This is a genomic window from Pseudomonas sp. HD6515, from assembly GCF_024971855.1.
GTDB lineage: Bacteria > Pseudomonadota > Gammaproteobacteria > Pseudomonadales > Pseudomonadaceae > Aquipseudomonas > Aquipseudomonas alloputida.
The window spans coordinates 279,646-304,516 of the sequence record NZ_CP079827.1; the positions used below are offsets into that span (position 1 = coordinate 279,646).

Annotated in this window: 26 protein-coding genes, 2 tRNA genes and 4 pseudogenes; 11 read left to right on the top strand and 21 right to left on the bottom strand. The window is 60.1% G+C overall.

Annotated elements, in window-relative coordinates; all coding sequences use genetic code 11:
- Positions 1 to 3 precede the first annotated feature (3 nt).
- Positions 4 to 218, bottom strand: a pseudogene (locus KW568_RS01205) (integrase); the annotation flags it as partial.
- Positions 219 to 419: 201 nt separating this feature from the next.
- Between KW568_RS01205 and KW568_RS01210 the strand changes: the two are divergent.
- Positions 420 to 662 (top strand): type II toxin-antitoxin system RelE/ParE family toxin, encoded by a 243-nt coding sequence (locus tag KW568_RS01210; protein ID WP_232435436.1) that lies wholly within the window; start codon positions 420 to 422, stop codon positions 660 to 662.
- Here the strand turns inward: KW568_RS01210 and KW568_RS01215 are convergent.
- Positions 621 to 779, bottom strand: a pseudogene (locus tag KW568_RS01215) (XRE family transcriptional regulator); the annotation flags it as partial. The gene KW568_RS01210 and the pseudogene KW568_RS01215 sit on opposite strands and share 42 nt — an antisense overlap.
- Positions 780 to 976: 197 nt before the next feature.
- On the opposite strand from KW568_RS01215, the pseudogene KW568_RS01225 reads away from it, so the two are divergent.
- Positions 977 to 1,336, top strand: a pseudogene (locus KW568_RS01225) (phage portal protein); the annotation flags it as partial.
- A gap of 13 nt (positions 1,337 to 1,349) precedes the next feature.
- Here the strand turns inward: KW568_RS01225 and KW568_RS01230 are convergent.
- The 9 genes and pseudogenes from KW568_RS01230 to KW568_RS01265 form a co-directional block, all read right to left on the bottom strand.
- Positions 1,350 to 1,703 (bottom strand): hypothetical protein, encoded by a 354-nt coding sequence (locus tag KW568_RS01230; RefSeq protein ID WP_146051591.1) that lies wholly within the window; start codon positions 1,701 to 1,703, stop codon positions 1,350 to 1,352.
- 248 nt (positions 1,704 to 1,951) lie between these two features.
- The gene (locus KW568_RS01235) at positions 1,952 to 2,494 is read right to left on the bottom strand and encodes an ImmA/IrrE family metallo-endopeptidase (protein ID WP_004575918.1); all 543 of its coding nucleotides are present in this window, start codon (positions 2,492 to 2,494) and stop codon (positions 1,952 to 1,954) included.
- Positions 2,495 to 2,798: 304 nt separating this feature from the next.
- Positions 2,799 to 3,995 (bottom strand): IS256 family transposase, encoded by a 1,197-nt coding sequence (locus tag KW568_RS01240; RefSeq protein ID WP_004575957.1) that lies wholly within the window; start codon positions 3,993 to 3,995, stop codon positions 2,799 to 2,801.
- Between the two features lie 527 nt (positions 3,996 to 4,522).
- Positions 4,523 to 4,636: a hypothetical protein gene (locus KW568_RS30985; protein WP_409077986.1), complete on the bottom strand. Its 114-nt coding sequence runs from the start codon at positions 4,634 to 4,636 to the stop codon at positions 4,523 to 4,525.
- A 91-nt stretch (positions 4,637 to 4,727) separates the two neighbouring features.
- Positions 4,728 to 5,384: pseudogene (locus tag KW568_RS01245) on the bottom strand (IS3 family transposase); the annotation flags it as partial.
- Positions 5,381 to 5,674: a transposase gene (locus KW568_RS01250; RefSeq protein WP_060537279.1), complete on the bottom strand. Its 294-nt coding sequence runs from the start codon at positions 5,672 to 5,674 to the stop codon at positions 5,381 to 5,383. The gene KW568_RS01250 and the pseudogene KW568_RS01245, both read right to left, overlap by 4 nt.
- A gap of 262 nt (positions 5,675 to 5,936) precedes the next feature.
- Positions 5,937 to 6,371 carry a DUF4145 domain-containing protein gene (locus tag KW568_RS01255; protein ID WP_004577124.1) on the bottom strand — a complete coding sequence of 145 codons (435 nt, stop codon included), beginning with the start codon at positions 6,369 to 6,371 and terminating at the stop codon, positions 5,937 to 5,939.
- A gap of 278 nt (positions 6,372 to 6,649) precedes the next feature.
- Positions 6,650 to 6,725: transfer RNA gene (locus KW568_RS01260), tRNA-Thr, on the bottom strand.
- Between the two features lie 98 nt (positions 6,726 to 6,823).
- On the bottom strand, positions 6,824 to 7,072 hold the full coding sequence (locus KW568_RS01265) for a hypothetical protein (protein ID WP_004577125.1): 249 nt from the start codon (positions 7,070 to 7,072) through the stop codon (positions 6,824 to 6,826).
- A gap of 519 nt (positions 7,073 to 7,591) precedes the next feature.
- Between KW568_RS01265 and KW568_RS01270 the strand changes: the two genes are divergently transcribed.
- Complete coding sequence (locus KW568_RS01270) at positions 7,592 to 7,867, top strand: DUF3077 domain-containing protein (protein WP_004577126.1); 276 nt, start codon at positions 7,592 to 7,594, stop codon at positions 7,865 to 7,867.
- A 354-nt stretch (positions 7,868 to 8,221) separates the two neighbouring features.
- On the opposite strand, the gene KW568_RS01275 is transcribed toward KW568_RS01270, so the two are convergent.
- The 5 genes from KW568_RS01275 to KW568_RS01295 all read right to left on the bottom strand — a co-directional run bounded on the left by KW568_RS01275 (position 8,222) and on the right by KW568_RS01295 (position 12,512).
- Positions 8,222 to 9,427, bottom strand: coding sequence for a methyltransferase (locus KW568_RS01275; protein ID WP_004577127.1), 1,206 nt, complete (start codon positions 9,425 to 9,427; stop codon positions 8,222 to 8,224).
- 111 nt (positions 9,428 to 9,538) lie between these two features.
- The gene (locus tag KW568_RS01280) at positions 9,539 to 10,228 is read right to left on the bottom strand and encodes an ABC transporter permease (protein ID WP_004577128.1); all 690 of its coding nucleotides are present in this window, start codon (positions 10,226 to 10,228) and stop codon (positions 9,539 to 9,541) included.
- Positions 10,228 to 10,920, bottom strand: coding sequence for an ABC transporter permease (locus KW568_RS01285; protein ID WP_003255749.1), 693 nt, complete (start codon positions 10,918 to 10,920; stop codon positions 10,228 to 10,230). Before KW568_RS01285 ends, KW568_RS01280 begins: the two co-directional genes overlap by 1 nt.
- Before the next feature lie 54 nt (positions 10,921 to 10,974).
- On the bottom strand, positions 10,975 to 11,727 hold the full coding sequence (locus KW568_RS01290; RefSeq protein WP_003255747.1) for an ABC transporter substrate-binding protein: 753 nt from the start codon (positions 11,725 to 11,727) through the stop codon (positions 10,975 to 10,977).
- Positions 11,728 to 11,738: 11 nt separating this feature from the next.
- Complete coding sequence (locus tag KW568_RS01295; RefSeq protein WP_003255746.1) at positions 11,739 to 12,512, bottom strand: ABC transporter ATP-binding protein; 774 nt, start codon at positions 12,510 to 12,512, stop codon at positions 11,739 to 11,741.
- Positions 12,513 to 13,143: 631 nt separating this feature from the next.
- Between KW568_RS01295 and gabP the strand changes: the two genes are divergently transcribed.
- Positions 13,144 to 14,529, top strand: a complete 1,386-nt coding sequence (gabP, locus tag KW568_RS01300) for a GABA permease (RefSeq protein WP_004577129.1) — start codon at positions 13,144 to 13,146, stop codon at positions 14,527 to 14,529.
- A 249-nt stretch (positions 14,530 to 14,778) separates the two neighbouring features.
- Here gabP and KW568_RS01305 read toward each other — a convergent pair whose 3' ends face one another.
- Complete coding sequence (locus KW568_RS01305; RefSeq protein WP_003255744.1) at positions 14,779 to 15,216, bottom strand: hypothetical protein; 438 nt, start codon at positions 15,214 to 15,216, stop codon at positions 14,779 to 14,781.
- 239 nt (positions 15,217 to 15,455) lie between these two features.
- On the opposite strand from KW568_RS01305, the gene KW568_RS01310 reads away from it, so the two are divergent.
- Entirely contained in the window at positions 15,456 to 15,683 is a 228-nt protein-coding gene (locus KW568_RS01310) for a hypothetical protein (RefSeq protein ID WP_003255743.1), read from the top strand.
- 187 nt (positions 15,684 to 15,870) lie between these two features.
- On the opposite strand, the gene KW568_RS01315 is transcribed toward KW568_RS01310, so the two are convergent.
- From KW568_RS01315 to KW568_RS01330, 4 genes are all read right to left on the bottom strand, one after another.
- Positions 15,871 to 15,946, bottom strand: a tRNA-Phe gene (locus KW568_RS01315).
- A 90-nt stretch (positions 15,947 to 16,036) separates the two neighbouring features.
- On the bottom strand, positions 16,037 to 16,309 hold the full coding sequence (locus tag KW568_RS01320; RefSeq protein WP_003255742.1) for an oxidative damage protection protein: 273 nt from the start codon (positions 16,307 to 16,309) through the stop codon (positions 16,037 to 16,039).
- The gene (gene mutY, locus KW568_RS01325) at positions 16,306 to 17,373 is read right to left on the bottom strand and encodes an A/G-specific adenine glycosylase (protein ID WP_004577040.1); all 1,068 of its coding nucleotides are present in this window, start codon (positions 17,371 to 17,373) and stop codon (positions 16,306 to 16,308) included. Before mutY ends, KW568_RS01320 begins: the two co-directional genes overlap by 4 nt.
- Complete coding sequence (locus KW568_RS01330) at positions 17,370 to 19,616, bottom strand: AsmA family protein (RefSeq protein ID WP_004577039.1); 2,247 nt, start codon at positions 19,614 to 19,616, stop codon at positions 17,370 to 17,372. Before KW568_RS01330 ends, mutY begins: the two co-directional genes overlap by 4 nt.
- A 268-nt stretch (positions 19,617 to 19,884) precedes the next feature.
- Between KW568_RS01330 and KW568_RS01335 the strand changes: the two genes are divergently transcribed.
- The 6 genes from KW568_RS01335 to hisF all read left to right on the top strand — a co-directional run bounded on the left by KW568_RS01335 (position 19,885) and on the right by hisF (position 24,772).
- Positions 19,885 to 21,546: an OFA family MFS transporter gene (locus KW568_RS01335; RefSeq protein WP_003255739.1), complete on the top strand. Its 1,662-nt coding sequence runs from the start codon at positions 19,885 to 19,887 to the stop codon at positions 21,544 to 21,546.
- A gap of 186 nt (positions 21,547 to 21,732) precedes the next feature.
- The gene (hisB, locus tag KW568_RS01340; RefSeq protein WP_003255736.1) at positions 21,733 to 22,326 is read left to right on the top strand and encodes an imidazoleglycerol-phosphate dehydratase HisB; all 594 of its coding nucleotides are present in this window, start codon (positions 21,733 to 21,735) and stop codon (positions 22,324 to 22,326) included.
- Complete coding sequence (gene hisH, locus KW568_RS01345) at positions 22,327 to 22,965, top strand: imidazole glycerol phosphate synthase subunit HisH (protein WP_003255735.1); 639 nt, start codon at positions 22,327 to 22,329, stop codon at positions 22,963 to 22,965.
- Positions 22,966 to 23,226, top strand: coding sequence for a DUF2164 domain-containing protein (locus KW568_RS01350; protein WP_003255734.1), 261 nt, complete (start codon positions 22,966 to 22,968; stop codon positions 23,224 to 23,226).
- A 27-nt stretch (positions 23,227 to 23,253) separates the two neighbouring features.
- Complete coding sequence (gene hisA, locus KW568_RS01355) at positions 23,254 to 23,991, top strand: 1-(5-phosphoribosyl)-5-[(5-phosphoribosylamino)methylideneamino]imidazole-4-carboxamide isomerase (protein ID WP_003255731.1); 738 nt, start codon at positions 23,254 to 23,256, stop codon at positions 23,989 to 23,991.
- A 10-nt stretch (positions 23,992 to 24,001) separates the two neighbouring features.
- On the top strand, positions 24,002 to 24,772 hold the full coding sequence (hisF, locus tag KW568_RS01360; protein ID WP_003255729.1) for an imidazole glycerol phosphate synthase subunit HisF: 771 nt from the start codon (positions 24,002 to 24,004) through the stop codon (positions 24,770 to 24,772).
- The last annotated feature ends 99 nt before the right edge of the window (positions 24,773 to 24,871 follow it).

Here is a 24,871-nt window from a genome sequence, read left to right on the forward strand (position 1 = left end):
AGGCTCGATAGCCGTCTCCGACCACAACCCAGGCTCGACCAGCGCACTGCATGCCATGGCTCGGAACCCGTGGCCGCAGATGTCCGCCTTGGTGTCGTAGCCATCGTCCTGAGTGCGGCAACCCCCGCGAACACCAAGTCGAATTTGCCAGTGATCGCGTAGATCTGCCCAAGCAAGGCCACTGCATGCGGCGGGGTACAACATGAATGTAGCCGGCCCCAAATGAGGTCGAACTGATTTCAGCGGGCGAGAGAAACACGATATTTCAGGGTAGACCGCGAAATATTTCTAATTCCGCCAACTGCAAGCCACTGCGCTAGATTCGCTCCTCTTGGCATCCATGCCGTCCCCAATACTGCATCTCGCCGTGGCTGCGACGCATCCAGTATGGCCAGGACCCAGAGCGGCCGATCAAGTCGTTGACCGAGTCGGTCGGGGCGGGTGCGATTGAGCTCATCATCAACGGCAGCCCTGCATTCCGATGCGTGTATGTGGCCAAATTTGCAGACATGGTCGTCGTGTTGCATTCGTTCGTAAAAACGACCAACAGGCCCGACCGGCACGCGATGCAGGTCGCCGAAGAGCGTGAAGCAAGAACTGAGAAAAATGGGATACAGGGTTTAGCTGCCAGGCGTTTGAGTGATCACGATCTGGGGCGGTGAACCGGCATCGTTCGAGGGCAGGGTCAGGCTGGTGCGAAAGCCGAGCTTGTCCAGCATGTCCATCATGGCGTCCAAGGTGAATTTCTCGATCTTGCCATTTGCAAGCTCGGATAGGCGTTGTACTAGGGCCGAAGTAAATTTGCGCACTGAGAGATCGCCCAGCGGTTTCTTCAGCTTTGTTGGAGTGGCCAGCAGCACACCCCTGCTGTACTCGTAATCATCACGGGTTTTCTTAGCCAGTTTCTTGAACTGGGAACTTTCGTGAAACGCCCCGCATAGGTGCTTGAGGCTTTCCCTATCGGTGTCGCTCCGCTCTGCGGACGGCAATGAAGAGCAGCAAGGGCCCGGGCAACTTACGCAACCTGTTCATGTACGCGCCCAATGGTAAGAAGGACGGCATTCAGCTGATCCCGATCAGCGAGGTGGCGGCGAAGGATGACTTTGGCGCGATCAAGAACATCAGCCGTGACGACCAGCTGGCCATGCTCCGGATTCCTCCGCAGTTGATGGGGGTGGTGCCACAGAACGCTGGGGGATTCGGCTCGGTGAGGGATGCTACTGAGGTATGGGCTCTAAACGAGCTAGAGCCCGAGCAGGCCCGGCTCCTGCAGATCAACGAGTGGCTTGGCGATGAGGTAGTCCGGTTCCACCCTTATGTGCCAATGGGCGCATAAGGGCGGGGCGGGCTCACTTACCTCGCATCGTCTTTATGAGCTTACCGATTTCCTGAACTAGCACAGCGATGGCCCCGTAATCTTCAGGGGTCTCCTTCTCTGTGCTTTCCTTCCCGATTCGTACGAAGTTCGTGACAAATCGCGCGATTGTGATGAACAGGATGATCGCTAGAGCGGATGAGAACGATGCCGGGATAAGCGGCGCTAGCATAGTGAAATACAGCTTCTCATTGCTGGCATTGTCAGGTTTGACAGGTGGTTCAACTGATTGACTCGAAGCCGTTTTGGACGGTTTTACATCCTTGGCAGGAGCTTTCAATGCGGGTTGAGCTGCTACGGCGACAACCTGCTGGGGAGACTTGGTCATGAATTCCTGATGTTTGTCGTACGCCCCTAGGAAGTGGCACCCGACATACATAGCAAATCCCAAGCACCCAATAGCTGACGCGGACATCACAAAAAGTGCACCAAATGCGAACCAACGGCTCCATGCCATTCGCTTGATAGATTCGTTTGTAAGTCCCGCATCAGGAGAAGACGCCTGACTTGGAGAGGCATGTCGAGGCCCCCCCAAGTCGCTCGCGCCAAATCCTGCGCTTTCGTCAGTCCCGTCGCTCATCGAACAAGGCCAAGATTCTGCAACCGATATGACATCGCAGCGTTGGACACGCCGAAAGCTTCCGCCAACTGCTGAACGGTGGGCGAACCGATGAACATCTCACGGACCTTTTGCTCTGGCATGATCAGCTCAGCCGCAAAAGTGTTGGCCGCTCGCTCTACCGGGTCGGAGTTGCCAAACGTGGAGTCACGTAGGCGATTCTTGCCTTCGTGCACGTGGCGAAGCAACACATGCCCCAGTTCATGCGCGACCGTGAATCGGTTTCGGTAACTGATCTCGTCGCCGTTGTAGTCGCAAAAATACGCCCAGCCTTCGCTGGTGTTCTCCAAGGATGCCTGGCCGCTGGCAGTGCCGAGCGAAAAAGAGTTCTGCCGGCGTACCCGAATAGGCACGTTCTCCACTGCGCCAGTTGCGTCGTCCTTTTTAAACACGACAAGTGCCTGGGCAATCACCTCAGGCTTGACAGGGAGATTGCCATCCCAGGCGAGCTGCAGTGCCTGCTTCGCAAATTCAACCGCTTTCTGCGTAGAAACAATCATTTAGCCCTCCTGTATCTGCTATCTCATCCGAGCCGTGGCCATTGCGGACGGCGCGAGATTATAGCGGTTATGACAACTATTACTACACCGTTATCACAACGTTTTACATCATTCAACCAAAATGGTCGCTGTACGTTCATACAGTATACGTGTTTTTGATTGTGTTGGCATTAGGTGAGCGCAGTGTAGTCGCTGACTACTGATGCGCGAGCCTCCTGCAGCTAAAGCTGACCCCGGCGCGCGCCCTGATCGTGTCCCGGGAAGTGGTGTAACTCATCATGGTTCTGGCCGCTGAGTTCGCCGTTTAGTTGATCACGGCCGACAGCTTGGCCTGTGGATTATCGCTGACTGCCTCAAAGGCCTCCAACTGCATGTAACGCCGTTGCAGGCACCACTCGTCGTTCTGCTCCAGCAGCATCGCGCCTACCAGCCGTGTGATTGCAGGATCGTTGGGAAAGATGCCTACGACGTCGGTGCGGCGTTTGATCTCCGCGTTAAGCCGCTCCAGTGGATTGGTGCTGTGTAATTGCTGTCGGTGCGCTTTTGGAAACGCCATGTGAGCCAGCACTTCATCCTCGCAGCCGTCCATGAGTGTCGCGATCTTGGGGTATTTTTCGCGTAGCTGATCAGCGACCAAACGCCATTGCTGATGGCATTCGGCACGGCTGTCCTGGGCGAAGACTGTGCGCAGTAGGGCCGCCACCATGGTGCGCTGACCTTTGCCGACGTGGGCCATGGCATTACGCATGAAATGCACACGGCAGCGCTGCCAGGTCGCGTTGAAGACCTTGGAAACAGCCGCCTTGAGCCCTTCGTGGGCGTCGGAGATGACCAGTTTCACGCCCCGCAAGCCACGTCGCGTGAGGCTGCGCAGGAAGTCTGTCCAGAACGGCTCAGCCTCTGACGGCCCAACCCGCATGCCCAGGACTTCGCGGCCACCGTCGGTGTTCACGGCCACGGCGATTATTACGGCGACCGAGACGATGCGTCCGGCCTCCCGCACTTTGACGTAGGTGGCATCGATCCAGAGATAGGGCCAGTCGCCCTCAAGCGGGCGGTCAAGGAAGGCGTGAACGCGCTCATCGATCTCACCAGCTAGCCGTGAGACCTGGCTTTTGGAGATGCCGGTCATGCCCATGGCTTTGACCAGCTCGTCCACTGAGCGTGTTGAAACGCCTTGGATGTAGGCCTCCTGGATGACTGCCGCCATGGCTTTCTCAGCGGTGCGTCGAGGTTCAAGGAAACCAGGGAAATAGCTGCCTTGGCGCAGCTTGGGAATCTTAAGGTCGACGTCGCCTGCGCGGGTTTGCCAAAGACGATCGCGGTAGCCATTACGGCTATTTGTCCGGTCTGGGCTTTTGACATCGAAGCCCGCGCCGCACAGGCCTTCGACGTCGAACTCCATCATGCGCTGGGCAACGAACTGGATCATTTGCTTGAGCAGATCAGCGTCTGCCCCTTTCTCAACCAACTCGGTCAATGCGATAGTGGGCTTGGTCATCGTGGTTTCTCTGGTGAGTGTTTGGTCTTCGCAAACTCAACGTTAGCCAAGAACCACGATGACCATCCTCTTTCGCCCGCAGGGCGCCTTCGGCTGGTTCAGTTACACCACTTCCCGGGACACGATCCGCGCCCTCGTCCCCCCGCCACGCCTGCGGGCTAAACGTGTCGGAATTTCTGCGCCTCTGCGCACCTGGGCAGCCGGCCTGGCTATTGGGCTGCTGGGGAGAACTGGTGCGTCTGGTCTTCTGCGAAACCCTGCACCCAAGCGGTACTTGGCCGGCGCAGAGCTGATCCTGAACGGTTAATTGGCAGAGATAGGGGGTGGTCTCGAAAAAAGAGTAACAAGCGTAACTGTGGAGGATGGGTAGTGCTGGAGGCCCCGTATTTACTGGCCTTCGCTGGTTACAAATAGAGGTAATAGAAAGGTAATGGGAAAGGTAATTTTTCGCTAAGCCCTTGATTTTCAAGGGTTTGCTAGAGGGAAAATATGGGCCTGCCCCGTGATAGCGGACGCCAAGAAGCTGGCTACAGAGCCAACTGCCTTAAGCCTTTTGCGTATTCGTTCGGTGAACGGTAACCCAGTGCTGAATGCAGTCGACAGCTGTTGTAAAACCCATGGATGTAGCTGGCAATTGCCAGGTGAGCCTGTTTCTTTGTGGGGTAGACCGCGCAGGCTTCCTCTCTTCAATGTAGCGAAGAAACTTTCAGCTACGGCGTTATCCCAGCAGTTTCCTCTCCGACTCATGCTTTGCGCGAAGCCCTTCTTGGCCAAAGCGAGACGAAACCTGCTGCTCGCGTACTGGCGCCCTTGATCGGAATGGAAAATCACTCCGTAGACGCCCAAACATGCGTTCCAGGCGTTCATAAAAGCGCGCTCGACCAAGTCGTCAGGCATCCTGTCCGCCAGGCTGTAACCTAGCACCTGGCGGGTTTGGATGCTCAGTACCACTGCCAGATAAAGCCAGCCCTCTTTCGTAGCGATGTAAGTGATATCACTGACCCAGGCTGGGGTGGAGCTTTGAACGGAGAACTGACGACCCAATAAATTGCTCGCCACTGGCAGCGCATGGTGACTGTCGGTGGTGCACGGCCTGAAACCGCCCTTGGATCGGCCTTGTATGTGCTCTTCATGCATCAGCCGGTCAACGCGCTTATGACCTACCGCATAGGCCTGCTGCCTTAGCGCCTCGACTAGCCGTGGTCGGCCATAGGTCTTGCGGCTAGCCGCGTAAACCTTGTGTAGATCGATGCGTATTTGTGCATCCGGATCTGGACGGCCTTGGCGATGCTGATAGTCGTAAAACCCTGAAACCGAGACACCCATTACCCGGCACAACAGACGCACCGGGAACTGAGCCCGTTCTTCAGCGACGAAGGCGTATCTCACCTGGACTCTTTGGCAAAGAATACCGCCGCCTTTTTTAGGATTTCACGCTCCAGTTTCAGCTCGGCGTTCTCGGTTCGCAATCGTGCTAACTCGCTGTCCTCTCTGGTGATTGCGCGACGGTCAGGAGAGCTCAACGGCTGGCCGTTGCGGGAAGCGTTGACCCAGTTGTCCAACGTCTTCACAGACATCTCCAGCTGGCGAGCAGCTTCCGTCCTGCCAAGCGTTTCAGCCAGCGCAACGGCCTGAATCTTGAACTCATCGGTGTAATTGCGGCGAGTGGTTGGGTACATGACAACCTCCAAGATAGCGATGTAAGTATCGCTTCTTGGCGTCCGTTGTCACGGGGCAGGCCCAATATCACCCAAAGTAAGAGTAATCTGATTACTTATAGGTTACTTAAAAATTACTTTCTGGATCTGCGCTGAGCCCGCGAAAATCAACGGCTGCGAGAGATAAAACGGTCAAGATTACTGAGATTACTCTTTTTTTTAGGCGTGCCAGTACCATGACGTTCGAGGGGTTAAGCGCGAGCGCGCATGCGCGTAAGGAGCCTTACTTTCGTCGTCCCCTTTCCACTCGGCTGGGGAGCACGTACAGGAACTGGGCTAAGGCAAGTACGAATTCGATGACGCGCTCTGCATCATCGGTGCTTGGCAGATCCGCCTCTTCGTCAGCGTGCCGCTCGTCGTTTGCATCCAGTCGGACCTCGTGCGCCCAGGCTGCCATCTCTTCCGTAATGAGGTGCTGCTTGGCAGCATCATTGATTCGGCCATGCAAAGTGCCTTGTTTGAAGCCCTTGTCCTTAAGCATCGCGTCGACAGCTGACGCCGCCAGCATGACTGCCCCGGACGGTGCATGGATGCTGGAGATTGCTTGCTCCAAGTAATGCCTGGCTCGTCCTGGTACAGCTGCATCGACAGAAGCCTGCGTCGGCCACAGGTCATGAATTTCGGGGTATTGACTTCCGTCAGGATATGCAGCGGTCATTAAAGCTCCGCCACAGGTTTTGCAGTAGTAACAAGCCCAGCTGCGACGCACCCTGCCGCTGGCATTTTGCGTCTGGAAGCGACCGGCGCTTAACAGGTTGGGCTTGGCAACGCTGCAGTGTGGGCAGCGCTCGAGGTGAATAGACTCTTCCTGTCTCACTCAAAACCCCCCAACCGGCTGGCCTTCTAGGCCGATCAAAAAGATAGCGCTTGGTACGTGCATTGGTACGTGCAAGGCGTAAAAAAAGGGCCTGCATTGCTGCAAGCCCTTGATTTATATGGTGCCGGCACCAGGAATCGAACCCGGGACCTACTGATTACAAGTCAGTTGCTCTACCATCTGAGCTATACCGGCAATGGGGCGTCATTATAGCGATCGTTTGGCGCCTGTAAACCACTTCCTTGCGAATGTTCGCAAAAGACCTAAGTCACCGGCCCAAAAGAAGAATTTTCCTACCAGCCGCGGTGCATGGTGGTGACGCTAGGCTCGTTTTTACCCGGGTTGAAAAACAGCTTGTCGTTGTCGCAGCCGCGCTTGCGACATGGGGCTTCTGTGCGCAGGGGCAGGCCTTTGTCGCCGCCCAGCTGCATGCCGGGGTGGTTCCAGCCCAGGTTGCTGTTGGGTTGGGGCGGGGTGCCGCCGGCACAGCCGGTCAGGGCCAGGGCGAAGGTCAACAGGGCGAGGGGGTTGGCTCGGGTCACGATGCTCAGGTCCGGTGGTCCATTGTCGGTTCTGGCGCAACGCCAGAAGGTCGCGGGGCTGGCGGGCAGCGCGCGACGTCACTTTTTAATGATTTGGGGGGCGGATGATACACCGTTGCGGGCGTGGAGCATTAGCCTTGTGTTGTCTGGTATGGCCTCTTCGCGGGTGAACCCGCTCCTACAGGGGGGCGGGTAAGCCGGGTTATCTGTGTAAGGGAATTCTGAACCATGGGGTCAAAAGCTTCAGGGTTTGGATGCTTCGGAAGTATCCTACGCGCGCCGCCGAAGTAACGCTGTTGTCGGGGAAGTGGCTCACGGATACCGTTTTCGGGTCGCTCTGGCGACTGGGTGTGAGAACCCGACTTGAATAAGCGTTACCCGCCATGGTGGTCGTACGTGGGCAGACCTCGGTCTGGCCGGGCTTCCTTATTCACTCGGTTTCTCACCCTGCGTACGGCTGCCGCCCCAAATCCGTGAGAAAGATTTTTGGCAGTCTCCTTCCGTGAATAAGGATTTGCCATGAAAAAAGATATTTCTGAGCCAATCACAACCGCAGGCGTGGAAACCTTCCTCGCAGCCGGTAACCCATCCCTCAATCTCCTGCGCGTAGAGCCCGGCGTCCCCGTCGACGCGGCCTACGAGCATGTCTCGATCCTGATGGGCTACATCAAGCACCTGGTGCGCGAGGGGGATATGGAGGACGACCATAAATTCCTGGGTGCAGCCGATTACCTGTGCGACATGGCCAAGGCGCTGATGAACGATATCGAGATTGCCAAGGGCAAGGCGCATTAGGCATTAACGCGGTCATTTGTGGGAGCGGCCTTGCGTCGCGAAAGGGCCGCAAAGCGGCCCCCGTTTTCGGCACAATCTCTGAAATCGCCGGGGCTGCTTTGCAGCCCTTTCGCGACGCAAGGCCGCTCCTACAAAAGCCGCTTGCGCTAACCACAAGAAATGTTTATGCACAAGTGGCATCGGCGACCTGAGCGAAAGGCATGCCGGATCGCTACGCCGCTGGTCTTTGCGCAAACGCCTGTTTTTACTGGGCTGCAGCCGCAAGCAGGAATAAGCCAAGCGCTTGAAATAGCGCTTGGATCCAACAGGTAATCACAAGCTTGTTCACAGACTTATCCACAGGTTGTGCTGCGGCTAACCGTCGCGTTCCGCGAGAATGAGCAGGTTGCGCGGGGTCAGTGGGTAATCGCAAAACAGGCCCAGGCGCACGTCATAGCCTTGTTCTTCGAGGAACAGAGCGCGATCGAGTACCAGCCACAGCTCCAGTGGCCGACGGAACAGGTTGCGTACGCGCTCCAGGTTCCGAACCTCGGCCAGGCGTTGCCAGCCCGCAGCTTCCAGCATTGCCCAGTCCGGGTTGCCGCTCACTGGCAATTGCTTCAGTTCAGCCAGGTCACGGCAGTATTGCTCGAAGGGCTTCTCCAGCCAGGCCACCGGCAGGGAAGGCGTCGGCAGGTATTCATCGCTCTGGCGCTGCTGGCGTTGCAGCAGGTCGAAGCCCAGGCGCCGGGCCATCGAGGTGTCGCGCTGGCGCCGCACGCGGGCGCCGGCAGTGACGGTTTCGCTCAAGGGCAGGCCCAGGTCGTCCAGCGACAGCTGCAGGCTCGACGCCTGCGCGGCTGTGGACAACGCCTGGTACTGCTGCGCGGCGATGCGGTTGTAGCAGCAGGGTGCTATGGCCAGTTGCCGGCAACCTTGCTGGCTGGCCAGTTGCATCAGGCGTACATGCAGATCGCCACAGGCATGCAGGGCAACCACGCTTTTATCGTCAGCCAGGTGGCGAGCGCTGTCGCTGGCCATCACATCCTGATGTACGTGCTGTGCTTGCAAGTGGTGGTGTGCACTCAGGGCCTGACCGGCAGCGACCAGGTCGGCGTCGTACTCCAGGCAGGTCAGGTGTTGCCCAGGTTGCAGCAGGCGACGGCCGAGGTGGCCTTTGCCAGAACACCAGTCCAGCCAGTGCCGGGGCTGCTCGCGGAAGGCCAGGTGGCTGGCGAAGGCTTCGATCTGCTGCCATTTGCGGCCGGGGACGGCGACGTCCAGGCGGTGGGCGGCCGGCGGTAGATTGGTTTGCGCAAGGCTGCCGAGCGTGGCGAGCTGTCGGGCTTGTTCGGCCAGTTGCGGGAATGGGGCAGGCAAGCGGTCAGCGGCGCTGTCGGCTTCGGCGTCTGCCAGGGAACATTGGCGCAGGTGGGCGGCAAGCTCTGGGTGGGTGGTTTCCCAAGGCAGTTGCAGGGTGGTGAAGGGGCGGGGTTTCCACAGCTGTTGGTGCTCGATCAGGAACTGGTCGAGGGCCTGGAAGCGGGTGCTTAGGTGGTGGCTGTGGAGGGGGCTGGGCATGGGGATGTGTGTTGGGGTTGAGGGCCTGTTCGCGGGTAAACCCGCTCCTACGAAGGTTCAGCATAGGCCTGTTGTAGGAGCGGGCGTGCCCGCGAAGAAGGCTAGGAGATGTCAGCGGCCTTGGCAGGCATCCACGCGCAACCAGCGCTCCAGCAGCTTGAAGCCTTGCACCAGCACGAACGAGATCACCAGGTAGAACACGCCTGCGGCGAAGAAGATCTCCACCGGCAGGTAGGTGCGGGCGATGATGGTGCGAGCCATGCCGGTCAGCTCCAGCAGGGTCACGGTACTGGCCAGGGCACTGGCCTTGAGCATCAGGATCACTTCGTTGCTGTACGCCGGCAGGCCGATGCGCGCAGCGCGTGGCAGCATGATGTAGAACAGCGTTTTGCCACGCGACATGCCCAGCGCCCGTGCCGCTTCAATCTCACCTTTAGGGATCGCCTGCAGCGCGCCACGCAGGATCTCGGCGATGTACGCAGCGGTGTGCAGGGTCATGGTCAGCACCGTGCACCAGAACGGATCGCGCAGGTACGGCCACAGCGAACTGGAGCGCACCGCATCGAACTGCGCCAGGCCGTAATAGACCAGGAACAACTGCACCAGCAGGGGTGTGCCACGGAAGAAGAAAATGTAGCTGAACGGCACCGCGCGCACGTACCAGTGGCGCGAGGAGCGGGCGATGCCCAGCGGGATGGCCAGGATCAACCCGGCAACCACGGCGATGGCCACCAGCTCAAGGGTCAGGGTCGCGCCTTCGGCCAGGCGTGGCAGCCATTTGAAGATGACTTCCCAATTCATTATTCAGCCCTCGCAAAGCCGCGAGCGGCGCGTTTTTCCATGAAATGCATACCGGTCATGGCAAGGACGGTCAGGCCCAGGTAGATGCAGGCCGCGACCATGTAGAAGGTGAACGGCTCTTTGGTCACGGTCACGCCAATTTGCGAGTGACGCATGATTTCTTCAAGGCCGATTACCGATACCAGGGCGGTGTCCTTCATCAGGATCATGAACAGGTTGCCAAGGCCGGGCAGGGCGATGCGCCACATCTGCGGCAGGATGATCCGCGAGAGGATGCGGCCCTTTGACAAGCCCAGCGCCAGGCCAGCTTCGCGGTGGCCTTTGGGGATCGCCAGGATAGCGCCACGGAACACTTCGGTGGCGTAGGCGCCAAAGCACAGGCCCAGGGCGATCACGCCCGCGGCGAAGGCGCTTAGCTCAAGGCCCGGCATGTTCAGGGCTTCGCCGAGGCTGTTCATGAGCCCGACGGTGCCGAAATAGATAAGCAGTACCCACAGCAGTTCGGGCACGCCGCGAACCAGGGTCGAGTAGAAGCCGCCAAGCCATTGCAGGGGCTTGAGCGGTGAGGTTTTGGCCAGGGCGCCGAGCAGGCCCAGGACCAGCCCCAGCAGCAAGGCGCAAAGCGCCAGTTTTACGGTCATCAGGGTGCCGGCCATCATGGCCGGACCGAATCCGTGCAGGTCGATATTCATGGGCAGGTCATTTTAGGGACTGGCGCGCCGCAAGGGCGCGCCGGTCAGGGCGGATCATTCGATGCTGAACGGGAAGTACTTGTCGTTGATTTTCTTGTACGTACCGTCGGCTTTGATTTCTGCCAGGGCTTTGTTCAGGTCGTCGCGCAGCTTGGTGTCACCTTTGCGCACGGCAATGCCGATCTTGTCGCTGTCCATCACCGGCTCGCCCTTGAACTCGAAGTTCGAGCCGTCTTTGCTTTTCAGCCACTCGTACTGCACGTACTTGTCGGCCAGGATGCCGTCGATACGACCGGAGACCAGGTCGAGGTAGGCGTTTTCCTGGGTGTCGTACAGCTTGACGTCGACGCCCTTGAAGTTGTCTTCAAGGTAGGTGCCGGCCAGGGTGGCGCGCTGGGTGCCGATGACCTTGCCTTTCAGCGACTCTTTGTCAGTCTTGAAGTCGACGTTTTTCGGCGCGATGAACTGCAGCTTGTTGGAGTAGTACGGCTCGGTGAAGTCCACAGCCTGCTTGCGTTCGTCGGTGATCGACAGCGAAGACACCAGGAAGTCGAACTTCTTGGCGTTCAGGGCCGGGATGATGCCGTCCCAGTCGGAGGTAACGACCGAGCACTCGACTTTCATCTTTGCGCACAGGGCGTCGCCGATGTCTTTGTCGAAGCCAACCACGTTACCGCTGGCATCCTTGTTGTTGAACGGTGGGTAGGCGGCTTCGATGCCCATGCGCAGTTTTTCTGCGGCCATGGCGTTTGCCGACATCACCAGCGTGGCAGCAGCTGCCAGGAGAAACTTCTTGTAGGTGTGCATGTATTGCTCCGTTAGCGGTGGCTGGACATGAATTGCTTGCAACGCGCCGAGGTCGGGTTTTCGAAGACCTGCTGCGGCGATCCCTGCTCTTCGACCAGGCCCTGGTGCAGGAAGACGACTTCACTGGACACATGGCGGGCAAAGCTCATCTCGTGCGTCACCAGCAGCATGGTACGGCCTTCTTCGGCCAATGCGCGGATAACGTTAAGCACTTCCTGGACCATTTCCGGATCGAGTGCCGATGTAGGCTCGTCGAACAGGATGACCTTGGGCTTCATGGCCAGGGTACGGGCAATGGCGGCGCGCTGTTGCTGGCCACCGGAAAGCTGGGCGGGGTAGCTGTGGCGTTTGTCGTAGATGCCGACCTTGTTCAGCAGCGCTTCGGCGGCTTCGATGGCCTCGGCCTTGCTTTGGCCGAGCACGCGGCGTGGCGCCTCGATGATGTTGTCGAGGATCGACATGTGCGGCCACAGGTTGAAATTCTGGAAGACAAAGCCGATTTCGCTGCGCAGGCGATTGATCTGGCGGTTGTCGGCTGCGATCAGGTCGCCATTCTTGGCGGCCTTGAGCTTGAGGGCTTCGCCGGCGACCAGGATTTCGCCCTGGTGCGGGTTCTCGAGCAGGTTGATGCAGCGCAGCAGGGTGGACTTGCCGGAGCCGGACGACCCCAGGATGGAGATCACGTCACCGTCGCGAGCGGTCAGCGAAATGCCCTTGAGAATTTCCTGCTCGCCGTAGCGTTTGTGCAAATTGCGGATTTCCAGCGCGGGCGTGGCCTGAGCCATGTGCGGTCCTCATGTGTTCGGGTGCGTTCCCAGCTGTTGGCGGCCTTCCTGGCGTGCGCCAAGCTAGCATAGCGGCATTATGACGGCCAACAGGGTCGCCGGGGACTGGGGGCGCTGGTGGGGCAGTTTGTCGCATCGCTACAGCGTAACGTCGCGCAGATGTCCGCGAAGGTGTCGCCCAGCACCAGAGCCTTGATGAAAAAAGGCGCGATGGTGCCAGCTTTGGCCGGCGCATGGAAGCTGTTTTGACCCATCGGAGGGGTAAACCCGACCTTTTGCCAGTGCAAACGGGTTCACCCACGAATGCCATGTTGATGTCACAAGGTTGTACCTATGGGTTGCACTTTTTGGCATTGCGGTGGTGCACAGGTGTTACCGAGGAGCACCTTTGGTGCATTTGTAAGTGGGTATTTCAGTAATCCGATGATTTGATGCCCTTTCGGTCATGCAATGGCCGAAAGCCCTCCAAGCCGCATCCTAAAAGGCCTGCAGAATTTTCTGACGGGTGTATTCGGCATGTGGCGCGCTTATTGCCAGTTGGAAACCGCCGATTGCAGCGACGCCTGGGTCATCCCCTGGCGCGCTCTGTACCCGCAGTCGGCGTGGTCCACTCCTTACAAAGGTAGTTTCAATGAGCGGTAACAATTCCAATGACCTCGCTCAGGGGCTCAAACAACGGCATGTGACCATGCTGTCCATTGCTGGCGTCATCGGTGCCGGCCTGTTCGTAGGCTCCGGCCACGCCATCGCAGCTGCCGGCCCTGCCGTGCTGCTGGCATACGCTGCCGCCGGTACGCTGGTCGTGCTGGTCATGCGTATGCTGGGTGAAATGGCAGTCGCCTCGCCTGACACCGGTTCGTTCTCTACGTATGCCGACCGTGCCATCGGGCGCTGGGCCGGTTTCACCATTGGCTGGCTGTACTGGTGGTTCTGGGTGTTGGTAATTCCGCTGGAGGCCAACGCCGCCGCGGCCATTCTGCATGCCTGGTTCCCGGCGGTTGACCTGTGGGCGTTCTCCCTCATCATTACCCTGGCACTGACACTTACCAACCTGTGCAGCGTGAAGAACTACGGTGAGTTCGAGTTCTGGTTTGCCCTGCTCAAAGTGCTGGCGATCATCGGCTTCATCGCCGTGGGCTGTGCTGCCTTGTTCGGCTTTGTACCGAGCAGCCAAGTGAGCGGTGCCAGCCACCTGTTCGATACCCAAGGCTTCATGCCCAACGGCCTGGGCGCAGTGCTGGCAGCCATGCTGACCACCATGTTCTCGTTCATGGGTACCGAAATCGTCACCATCGCTGCTGCCGAGTCGAAGGACCCTGGCAAGCAGATCAGCCGCGCCACCAACTCGGTGATCTGGCGTATCTGCCTGTTCTATCTGGTGTCGATCTTCCTGGTCGTGGCCCTGGTGCCGTGGAACGATCCGGCTCTGGCCGAAACCGGTTCCTACCAGACGGTGCTTAGCCGTATCGGCGTGCCGAATGCCAAGCTGATCGTCGACATCGTCGTGCTGATTGCCGTGACCAGCTGCTTGAACTCGGCGCTGTACACGTCGTCGCGCATGCTGTTCTCGCTGAGCAAGCGTGGCGACGCGCCGGCCATCGCCCAGCGCACCACCAAGGCGGCGACCCCGCATGTGGCGGTACTGCTGTCCACCGCGGCTGCGTTTCTCTGCGTGTTCGCCAACTTTGTGGCACCGGCCCAGGTGTTCGAGTTCCTGCTAGCCAGCTCTGGCGCCATCGCGCTGTTGGTGTACCTGGTGATTGCCGTGTCGCAGTTGCGCATGCGCGCCCAGCGTGAAGCCCGCGGCGAGAAGATCACCTTCAAGATGTGGCTGTTCCCGGGCCTGACCTGGGCGACCATTGCCTTCATCGTTGCCATTCTGGTGGTCATGGCGCTGCGTGAGGATCACCGTGCGGAGATCATTGCGACTGCGTTGCTGAGTATTGGCGTAGTGGCGGCTGGCTTGCTGGTGCACCGCAAGCGCGAGGCTGCCGGGCGGGCGGCGCTGAACAGCTGATCCGCGCTGGCTGAAATGAAAAGGCCGCGCCCTGTGAAGGGTGCGGCCTTTTTTTGTTGCCTGTGATGGCCCTTTCGTGGGCAAGCCCGCAGGTTCACTACAGGCCCGTAGGAGCGGGTTTACCCGCGAAAGGGCCGGGGCTGCTGGCCAATTTCCTTGGCTAATCACCGTTGCAGCCGCCATCGTATTCGCGGGTAAACCCGCTCCTACAGGGGCCGCGCGGAGGCCACAACGGGTTACATGGCCCTGTCAGCCAAACTGCTTCTGCTGTTGCTTGGCCACGAGTTCGGAAGCGGCGATATAGGCGTCCTGGAACTCATCACTCTCCAGCCAGGCCATGGTGGTCTCTTCGTCAGCGCCGTCCAGCCATTTGCGGTAGGCGTTGAACACCAGCACGATGTAGTCGGTGGCGTGTTCTTCCTTGTGCCCCTTGAGCACCAGGGCGAGCAGCGGATCCACCAGGAACACCGAGATCATTGGCACCAGGCCGCCTTCCTGGGCTTCCTTCATCTTGTTGAACATCGCGTCGTAGCTGCCCGACTCCATGGCCTTGTTGTACACCTGCTCGACGCTGGCGCTGTCGCCGGCGCTGGCCTTGACCGCTTGGCCGCTGCGTACCATGCGGTTCTGCTTGGCCTTGCTGGCGGCGCGCTTGGCGCGTTTCTGTTGCTTGGTAGGGGTGGCCATGGGGAAATCCTTGGGTGTGTCTGAAAGTGCGCGTATTGAAGCGCAATTGCCCGATAAACCCAAGCCGTGCGCCTGGGCGCTGCAGCTTGAGATGTCTGTGGGATACATATCCAGATTATGCGAACCGTGGGCCCTGCGTAGCTTCTCTCCTGCTGCCAGCCATGCTGGCTGGCAGCCTGTCACTGCGCCAATTCGGCGTCTGTGAGTGATGCGCACGTTTGCGCTACAAAGGAGGAGTCATGAAGCACTTTTATCTGGTCACCCTGTACGGCTACACGGACGATGGCAGGGTTTACTATCCAACCGGTTTCGCCGATTGCGACGAGCAAAGGATTACAAAGGCTGACATCGCCGCCATTATCGAAAAAGGCAAGCAACACGGCCACCTTCAGTTGCACAGCATCTCCTACATGGGGCACATGACCGAGGACGCATTCAATCATCTTCGTTCCATGTCGGACGAGTAAGGTTTGGCCCGCAGTCTGCTTATGGCTGCGGGTTTCTCGATTGCATGGTGAGCCTTCAGGTTGCGTTGTGAAATCTGGTGTTCTTCGAAGCCGCTGAAGTTAAAAATCACAGGCAACAAAAAACCCGCACTAGGCGGGTTTCTTGTTGTCGCTTCGGGTAACTTTGCAACCACCAGAAGCTTGAAGGTGGTGCCCAGAGACGGAGTCGAACCGCCGACACGAGGATTTTCAATCCTCTGCTCTACCGACTGAGCTATCTGGGCGACGAGGTGAATTAAATAGATTTCCGGACCGCTCGTCAACGACTTTTTGAAAAAATTTTAAATTAATTCCGTCGCTTACGTTTTTTGGGGTCATTCGGCCGGTGGAACGTAGCCTTCGGCCTGGGCGTATTCTTCGCCGGCGAAAAACTTGTCCATCTCAGCCTGGAGGAATTTGCGGTCCTCGGCGTTCATCATGTTCAGGCGCTTCTCGTTGATCAGCATGGTCTGGTGCTTCTGCCAGTCGGCCCAGGCTTTCTGCGAGATGTGTTCGAAGATGTCCTGGCCCTTGGCACCGGGATAGGGCGGGCGTTCCAGGCCTGGCAGTTCTTCTTGGTATTTGCGGCACATCACGGTGCGGGTCATCGGGCGTCTCCTGCAATCAGTTCGTCGGTCGCGCGTTCAAGCAGCTTTTTCACCGGAGCGGCGAGGCCCAGGCGCGGCGGGGTGGCGAGGTTATACCAGAGCCAGTCGGCCTCGACCACGTGCTCGCCGACCGGGTCGACGCGCACGAGCCAAGGCTCGATCGCCAGCTGGAAGTGGCTGAAGGTATGGGTCAGGCCGTCCATGGCGTGGCGGCCAGCCAGGCGCAGGCCGTGCTGGTAGGCCAGGTCTTCGAGCTGGGCGATGTCGTCCAGCTCCGGGAGGCTCCATAAACCACCCCACAGGCCGCTGGAGGGGCGGCGGTAAAGCAGGATGGCGCCTTCGTGGTTGGCCAGCAGTGGCATCAGTGTGCGCCGTTGCGGCAGCGCCTTGCGCGGTTTGGGCTCTGGGTAGCGGGTTTCTTCGCCGTGCAGGTGCGCTTCGCAGCCGCGCTGCAACGGGCAGATCAGGCAACTGGGCTTACTGCGCGTGCACAGCGTGGCGCCCATGTCCATCATCGCCTGGGTGTAGTGGTTGGCGCGTTGTTGCGGGGTAAAGCGCTCGGCAGTGGCCCATAGCTGGTTGGCAACCTTGGGTTCGCCGGGGTAGCCAGCCTGGGCGGTGTAGCGTGCCAGCACGCGCTTGACGTTGCCGTCGAGGATCGGTGCGCGGATGCCCATGCTGATGCTGGCGATGGCGCCGGCAGTGGAGCGGCCAATGCCGGGCAGCTCGGTAAGCTGCTCGACGCTGCGCGGGAATTCGCCGCCATGTTGCTCGACGACGACCTTGGCGGCCTTTTGCAGGTTGCGTGCGCGGGTGTAGTAACCCAGGCCCGTCCACAGGTGCAGCACTTCGTCCTCCGGTGCCTCGGCCAGGGCTTGCACGGTTGGCAGGGCCTGCATGAAGCGGTCGAAGTAGTTGAGTACGGTGCTGACCTGGGTCTGCTGCAACATGATTTCCGACACCCACACCCGGTACGGCGTGATGCCCTGTTGCCAGGGCAGGTCGTGCCGGCCGTGCTCGTCATACCAGTCCAGCACTGCGCTGGAGAACTGCTCGGGGCTCATCGCTTGAACAGCCCCTTGAGCGCGTCTTTCAGTTCCGGGCTCACTTTGTCTCCAAGTTTTTCATCAAGCTTTTCATCGATCTTGTCCTTCAGGCGGTTGCCGGCCAGTTTGGCGGCAACCTTGCCCAGGCCGTTCTGGTCCAGGCGGCAGGCCTTTGCGCCGAGTTCCAGCGGACCACGGCAGCGCAGGGGTACTTCAACACCTACATAACGTTCGTTGACCTGGCAGGCCGGGTCCGGCATGGCACGCTGGTCGCCTTCGACGACTACACCGACGTTGTAGTCCATGCCCAGCACGCGCAGGTCGAGGTCACCATGGCCATTGACGGTGAGGCCCGGGATGCGCGCCTTGAGGTCCGGGTTGCTGGCGACGCCATTGCGTACTACCAGGCTGCCGCGCAGTTCCTGGAACGGGGTGTCCTTGCCGCGTGGTTCGCTGCTCAGCGTCTTGCGATTGAGCGTGGCGATGGCCTGGCACAGCTGCTGTTCCAGGTTGGCATTGACCAGCACGCCATCGTTGATGGCGAAGTTTGCGCTGCCGTTCAGGGTGTCGACCAGTGCTTTCTGGCTGTTACCGGTGGCTGTCAGATCACTGGTCAGGGTCAGCAGGCCCTTGACCGGCGGCGTCTGTTCCTTGCCTTCGGCCTTGATGAAGTGTTCCACCGGCACCCGCTGGATATTGGTGTTCACACCCAGCTGTGGCACGGCAGGGCGAACGTCGACCGTGCCCTTGGCTTCGAAGGTGCCGTTGTACAGCGCTCCGCGCAAGGTTTGCAGGGTCAGCAGGCCGCCTTGGCCAATGGCCTTGAGCTGGGCGTCCTCGATCGGCAGCTTGTCCAGGGTCAACGAGCCGAAGGCCAGGTCGGCCTGCAGGTCGAGGGCACGCAGACGGTCGACCGGCAGCAGCTTGTCGTCGCTCCACGCCACGTGTGTTGGGGCGTTGGGCAGTGGTGTGGTGCCGGCACCGGCTACGGCGCTGGCCTCTTGTTGCTTGACCTCGGCCTGGCGCGCAGCGGTGGCGCCCTTGGCTTCTTCGCTCTTGGCCGGCAGGTAGCGGTCGGCGTCGAAGGTGTCGCCCTTAAGTTGCAGGCGCAGGGCTTGTTTGGCGAAATCTTCGACGGCCACGCTGCCACTGAAGGTGCTGTCGTCCAGCTTCACCGCCAGGTCTTCCAGGGCCAGGCTGCTGGGCGTGCCCTGCAGGCGAGTCACCAGCTCCAGCTTGGCGAAGGCGGCCGGGTCGTTGGTGGCCGGCAGCGGGTGGCCAATGCTTTCAAGGAAGGCGCGCAGGTTGAACTGGGCGATGGACAGGCCGCCGCTCAGCTGGGGTGCTTTGTCCAGATCACGCAGGTTCAGCTCACCGAGGGCGCGCAGTTGGTTGGCCGAGACTTTCAGGCCGTTCCACGAGGCGACATTGGCGGCCAGGTCGACCAGCAGTTGTCCTTGGGCGGCGAAGGTCACGGTCTTGCCGCCGGTAGGCTCACCCGAGGTCTCGCCCGACAGGCGCATGTCTTCGAAGTTGTAGCGCTTGAGCTTGCGGTCGAAGCGCAATTCGCCGGCCAGCTCGGTACGGGCTTTGATGCTCGGCTGGCTGGCGCTGACGAAGGCGCTGGCCTTGAGCGGGATGTTTGCGCCTTCATGGACCGGGCCGGTGCTCAGCTGGATGCTCTCGGCGCTGTAATTTTGGCCGGTCTTGGCATCGGTGTACTGCACGCGGGCGTTGTTCACGGTCAGGCTGTCGATGTCCAGCTTGATGGCGCGGTCGTTGCTGTCGGTGGTCGCAGGCGCCTGCTCGGCAGGTGCCTGTGCCTGTGCATCGGTGCCTGCGCCATTCTGCGCGGGTAGCGGCTTGCCGATGTCCTCCCAGTTGCCATGGCCCTGTTCGTCACGCGCCAGGGTCAGGTTCAGGCCCTCGACACGTACGTCGCTCATTTGCACTTCGCGGCGCAGCAGCGGCAGCACACGGACTGAAAGGCCAAGCATCTGCAGGTCGGCGAACGGTTCCTTGGGTTTGTTCAAGGTAGCGATGCTGGCTTCGTGCAGCTCCAGACCCAGCCACGGGAACAGGCTCCAGCCGATGTCACCATTGAGGGTCAGTTCGACGTGGGCCTTGTCGCGTGCCAGCTGGCGAATCTCGTCTTTGTAGTCGTTGGGATCAAAGAGGTGGGTCAGGGCGAAGCCCAGCGCCACGATGATCAGCAGTAACCCGAGAAGCCCCAGTCCCAGGATTTTGCCGAACGCTTTCATGGGCGAGTCCTTTTAGTCCGTTAGTGAGTTCAGGCGGCAGAGTATAACGCTGTAGCGGTTACCCCTGCTTGTACGACTAGAGATGTAGAAAATTCCTACGCCTGCATCAGAGGGTACGGCTTTCGACAGCTTAATACTGAGCTTTTGCCGGGGACATGACCGATTCAGTTAGGCAAAAATGGACGATGGCAGATTGCTTTCATGCTGCTTGATGCTGCTACCCTTGCGCCGCTTCGCGAGCACCCTCCCTATAACAAGGATCAGATTCATGACCAGTACCGTCGCGACGGGAAGCTCGGCCAGTGAGCCAGGCTTCCTGTCGAAGGAACGCATAATCGCCCGCCCGGGCTTCAACCGCTGGCTGGTCCCGCCAGCTGCCTTGGCCATTCACCTGTGCATCGGTATGGCCTACGGCTTCTCGGTATTCTGGCTGCCCTTGTCGCAAGCCCTGGGGATCACCGCCCCCGTCGCCTGTGCGGCAGACATGGGCTTCATGGCCCGGATGTTCAGCGCCGAATGCGACTGGCCAATCTCGATGCTGAGCTGGATCTACACCCTGTTCTTCGTCTTCCTCGGTTGCTCGGCGGCGGTGCTGGGCGGCTGGCTGGAGCACGCCGGCCCGCGCAAGGCTGGCCTGGTGTCGGCCTTGTGCTGGTGCGGTGGCATGCTGCTTTCGGCGATAGGTGTGAAAACCCATCAATTGTGGCTGATGTGGCTTGGCTCCGGCGTGATTGGCGGTATCGGCCTGGGCCTGGGCTACATCTCACCCGTGTCGACCTTGATCAAGTGGTTCCCGGACAAACGTGGCATGGCCACCGGTATGGCGATCATGGGCTTCGGCGGCGGGGCCATGGTCGGGGCGCCGCTGGCCACCGCGCTTATGGGGCATTTTGGCAATGAGCACGAAGTTGGCGTATGGCAGAGCTTTGTCGCCATGGCGGCGATCTACTTTGTGTTCATGACCGCTGGCGCCCTGGCGTATCGCGTACCACCGACCGGCTGGAAGCCTGAAGGCTGGGCTGCGCCGTTGAAGAATGCCAGTAACGCCATGGTCACCGACCGCCACGTGCACGTCAGTGTGGCCTGGAAGACCCCGCAGTTCGCGCTGATCTGGCTGGTGCTGTGCCTGAACGTGTCGGCGGGCATCGGCATTTTGGGCATGGCGTCACCGCTGCTGCAGGAAGTGTTCGCCGGTAAGTTACTGGGCAACGAACTGACCTTCAGCCAGCTGAGCACTGCGCAGTTGGCGCAGATTGCCGCGATCGCCGCCGGCTTTACCGGCCTGCTGAGCCTGTTCAACATTGGCGGCCGGTTCTTCTGGGCATCGTTCTCCGACTACATCGGCCGCAAGAACACCTACTTTGCCTTCTTCGCCTTGGGCGTGGGCTTGTACAGCCTGGTGCCGAACATGGGGCACCTGGGCAACGTGGCACTTTTCGTGGCAGCGTTCTGCATCATTCTGTCGATGTATGGCGGTGGTTTTGCAACGGTGCCGGCCTACCTGGCCGACCTGTTCGGCACGCAGATGGTGGGTGCCATCCATGGCCGCCTGCTGACCGCCTGGGCGGCAGCGGGGGTGCTGGGGCCGGTGCTGATCACCTACCTGCGCGAGTATCAACTGGCAGCGGGCGTGGAGCGGGCGGCGGCTTATGACATGACCTTGTACATTCTCGCGGGTCTGCTGGTGCTGGGCTTTATCTGCAACATGCTGGTGCGCCCGGTGGCCGACAAACATTTCATGAGTGATGCCGAACTGGCGGCCGAGCGCGCGTTGAGCCATGACAAGGGCGCCGATGGGGCGCGGTCGCTGGAGTGGAAGGCGGCGCCAGGCAGCCTGCCACTGGTGCTGCTGGCCTGGGCGGTGGTGGTTGTGCCGTTGGCCTGGGGTGTTTGGGTGACCTTGCAAAAGACCGCTGTGCTGTTCTATTGATCAGGGGGGGGCGCGTGTTGCGCCCCTTTCGCCGCTGCAGGAGCGGACTGCTGTGGTTGTATAGACCTGTAGCAGCATCCAGCCCGCGTAAAACCTGGCTTTGCCATATGTCATCCGCGTTTCAAGCTGGCGCGTTCTGGGCCTATAATGAAACCCTTTTCGCCCAATGATTTTGCGGAGCTGGTGATGGTCGAACGTAAGGCTTCCGTCGAGCGCAATACCCTGGAAACCCAGGTCAAGTGCTCGATCAACCTCGATGGCAGTGGCAAGGCCCGATTCGATATCGGTGTGCCTTTCCTTGAACACATGCTGGACCAGATCGCCCGCCATGGGCTGATCGATCTGGATATCGAGTGCAAGGGTGACACGCATATCGACGATCACCATACCGTCGAAGACGTCGGCATCACCCTGGGCATGGCATTCGCCCAAGCTATCGGTGACAAGAAAGGTATCTTCCGCTACGGCCACGCCTACGTGCCGCTGGACGAAGCGCTGTCACGCGTGGTCATCGACTTCTCTGGCCGCCCAGGCCTGCAGATGCACGTGCCGTATACCCGTGCAAGCGTTGGCGGCTTCGATGTCGACCTGTTCCAGGAGTTTTTCCAGGGCTTCGTCAACCACGCCCTGGTAACCCTGCACATCGACAACCTGCGTGGCCACAACACCCACCACCAGATCGAAACCGTATTCAAGGCTTTCGGCCGTGCCCTGCGCATGGCCATCACCCTCGACGAGCGTATGGCCGGGCAGATGCCTTCCACCAAAGGGTGCCTGTAAATGCAAACGGTAGCCGTAATCGACTATGGCATGGGTAACCTGCACTCGGTGGCCAAGGCGCTTGAGCACGTAGGTGCCGGTAAAGTGCTGGTGACCAGCGATGCCTCAGTGATCCGCGAGGCCGACCGTGTGGTGTTCCCGGGCGTGGGCGCGATTCGCGACTGCATGGCCGAAATCCGCCGCCTGGGCTTCGACAGCCTGGTGCGCGAAGTCAGCCAGGACCGCCCGTTCCTCGGCATCTGCGTCGGAATGCAGGCGCTGCTCGAGCACAGTGAGGAAAACAACGGCGTCGACTGCATTGGCCTGTTCCCTGGCCAGGTGCGCTTTTTCGGCAAAGACCTGCAAGAAGAGGGCGAGCACCTGAAGGTGCCGCACATGGGCTGGAACGAAGTCAGCCAGACCATCGACCACCCGCTGTGGCACGACATCCCTGACCGCGCACGTTTCTACTTCGTGCACAGCTACTACATCAATGCCGGCAAGCCGGGCCAAGTGGTGGGACGCGGTCACTATGGCGTCGACTTCGCCGCAGCGCTGGCCGACGGTTCGCGTTTTGCCGTGCAGTTCCACCCGGAGAAGAGCCATACCCATGGCCTGCAGCTGCTGCAGAACTTCATCGCCTGGGACGGGCGCTGGTAAATGAGCAGGTCGAAGACCAAGGCCCCGACCATCACCCTGGCCCCCGAGCAGGAGCGCGAAGCGCTCGACACCTTGAAGCGTTTTCTCGAAGACCGCTTCGAGCTGCAGTTGGGGTCGTTCGAGGTGGCCGAGGTCCTCGAGCTGTTCAGCAAAGAGATTGCACCCCATTACTACAACAGGGCGATTGCCGATGTTCAGCTGCACCTCAAGGAGCGGTTCGAGAGCATCGAAAGCGACCTGTGGGCACTCGAGAAGCCCTGAAACCCAACAAATAGACAGGTTCCCAAGATGCTGATTATCCCCGCTATCGATCTGAAGGACGGTGCTTGCGTGCGCCTGCGCCAGGGCCGCATGGAAGACTCTACGGTATTTTCCGACGACCCGGTGAGCATGGCCGCCAAGTGGGTCGAGGGTGGCTGCCGCCGCCTGCACCTGGTCGACCTCAACGGCGCCTTCGAAGGCCAGCCGGTCAATGGTGAAGTGGTTACCGCCATCGCCAAGCGCTACCCGAACCTGCCGATCCAGATCGGCGGCGGTATCCGTTCGCTGGAAACCATCGAACACTACGTCAAGGCTGGCGTCAGCTACGTGATCATCGGCACCAAGGCCGTCAAGCAGCCCGAGTTCGTCGCTGAAGCGTGCAAAGCCTTCCCGGGCAAGGTCATCGTCGGCCTGGACGCCAAGGACGGTTTCGTCGCCACCGACGGTTGGGCCGAAGTGAGCTCGGTGCAGGTCATCGACCTGGCCAAGCGTTTCGAGGCCGATGGCGTCTCGGCGATCGTCTACACCGACATCGCAAAGGACGGCATGATGCAGGGCTGCAACGTGCCCTTCACCAAGGCACTGGCTGAAGCCACCCGTATCCCGGTGATCGCCTCGGGCGGCATTCACAACCTGGGCGACATCAAGGCGCTGCTGGACGCCAAGGCCCCGGGCATCATCGGCGCCATCACCGGCCGTGCCATCTACGAAGGCACCCTGGATGTTGCTGAGGCCCAGGCCTTCTGTGACAACTACCAAGGCTGAGGACTGAACCATGGCACTGGCCAAGCGCATTATCCCTTGCCTGGACGTGGACAACGGCCGGGTGGTCAAGGGCGTCAAGTTCGAGAACATCCGTGATGCCGGCGACCCGGTGGAAATCGCCCGTCGCTACGACGAGCAAGGTGCTGACGAAATCACCTTTCTCGACATCACCGCCAGCGTCGATGGCCGCGACACCACTTTGCATACCGTCGAGCGCATGGCCAGCCAGGTGTTCATCCCGCTGACGGTAGGGGGTGGCGTGCGGACCGTGCAGGACATCCGCAACCTGCTCAACGCCGGTGCCGACAAGGTCTCGATCAACACCGCCGCGGTGTTCAACCCAGAGTTTGTTGGCGAGGCGGCGGACCGTTTCGGTTCGCAGTGCATCGTTGTCGCCATCGATGCCAAGAAAGTGTCCGGGCCAGGTGAAGCGCCGCGCTGGGAGATTTTCACTCACGGCGGGCGCAAACCGACGGGGCTGGATGCAGTCGAGTGGGCGAAGAAGATGGAAGGCCTGGGCGCTGGCGAGATCCTGCTGACCAGCATGGACCAGGACGGCATGAAGAACGGCTTCGACCTGGGCGTTACCCGCGCTATCAGTGATGCGCTGGGGATTCCGGTGATTGCCTCGGGGGGTGTGGGTAACCTGCAGCACTTGGCTGACGGCATTCTGGAAGGGCATGCCAGCGCGGTGCTGGCGGCCAGCATCTTCCACTTTGGCGAGTACACAGTGCCTGAAGCCAAGGCTTACATGGCTTCGCGCGGGATCGTCGTTCGCTGACAGATGGCCGGGAGGGCTTTGCCCTCCGTTCGCGACACAAGGCCGTTCCCACCCGTACAGCGCTGAGCCTGAGGCTGATGCAGTACGTGTGGGAGCGGC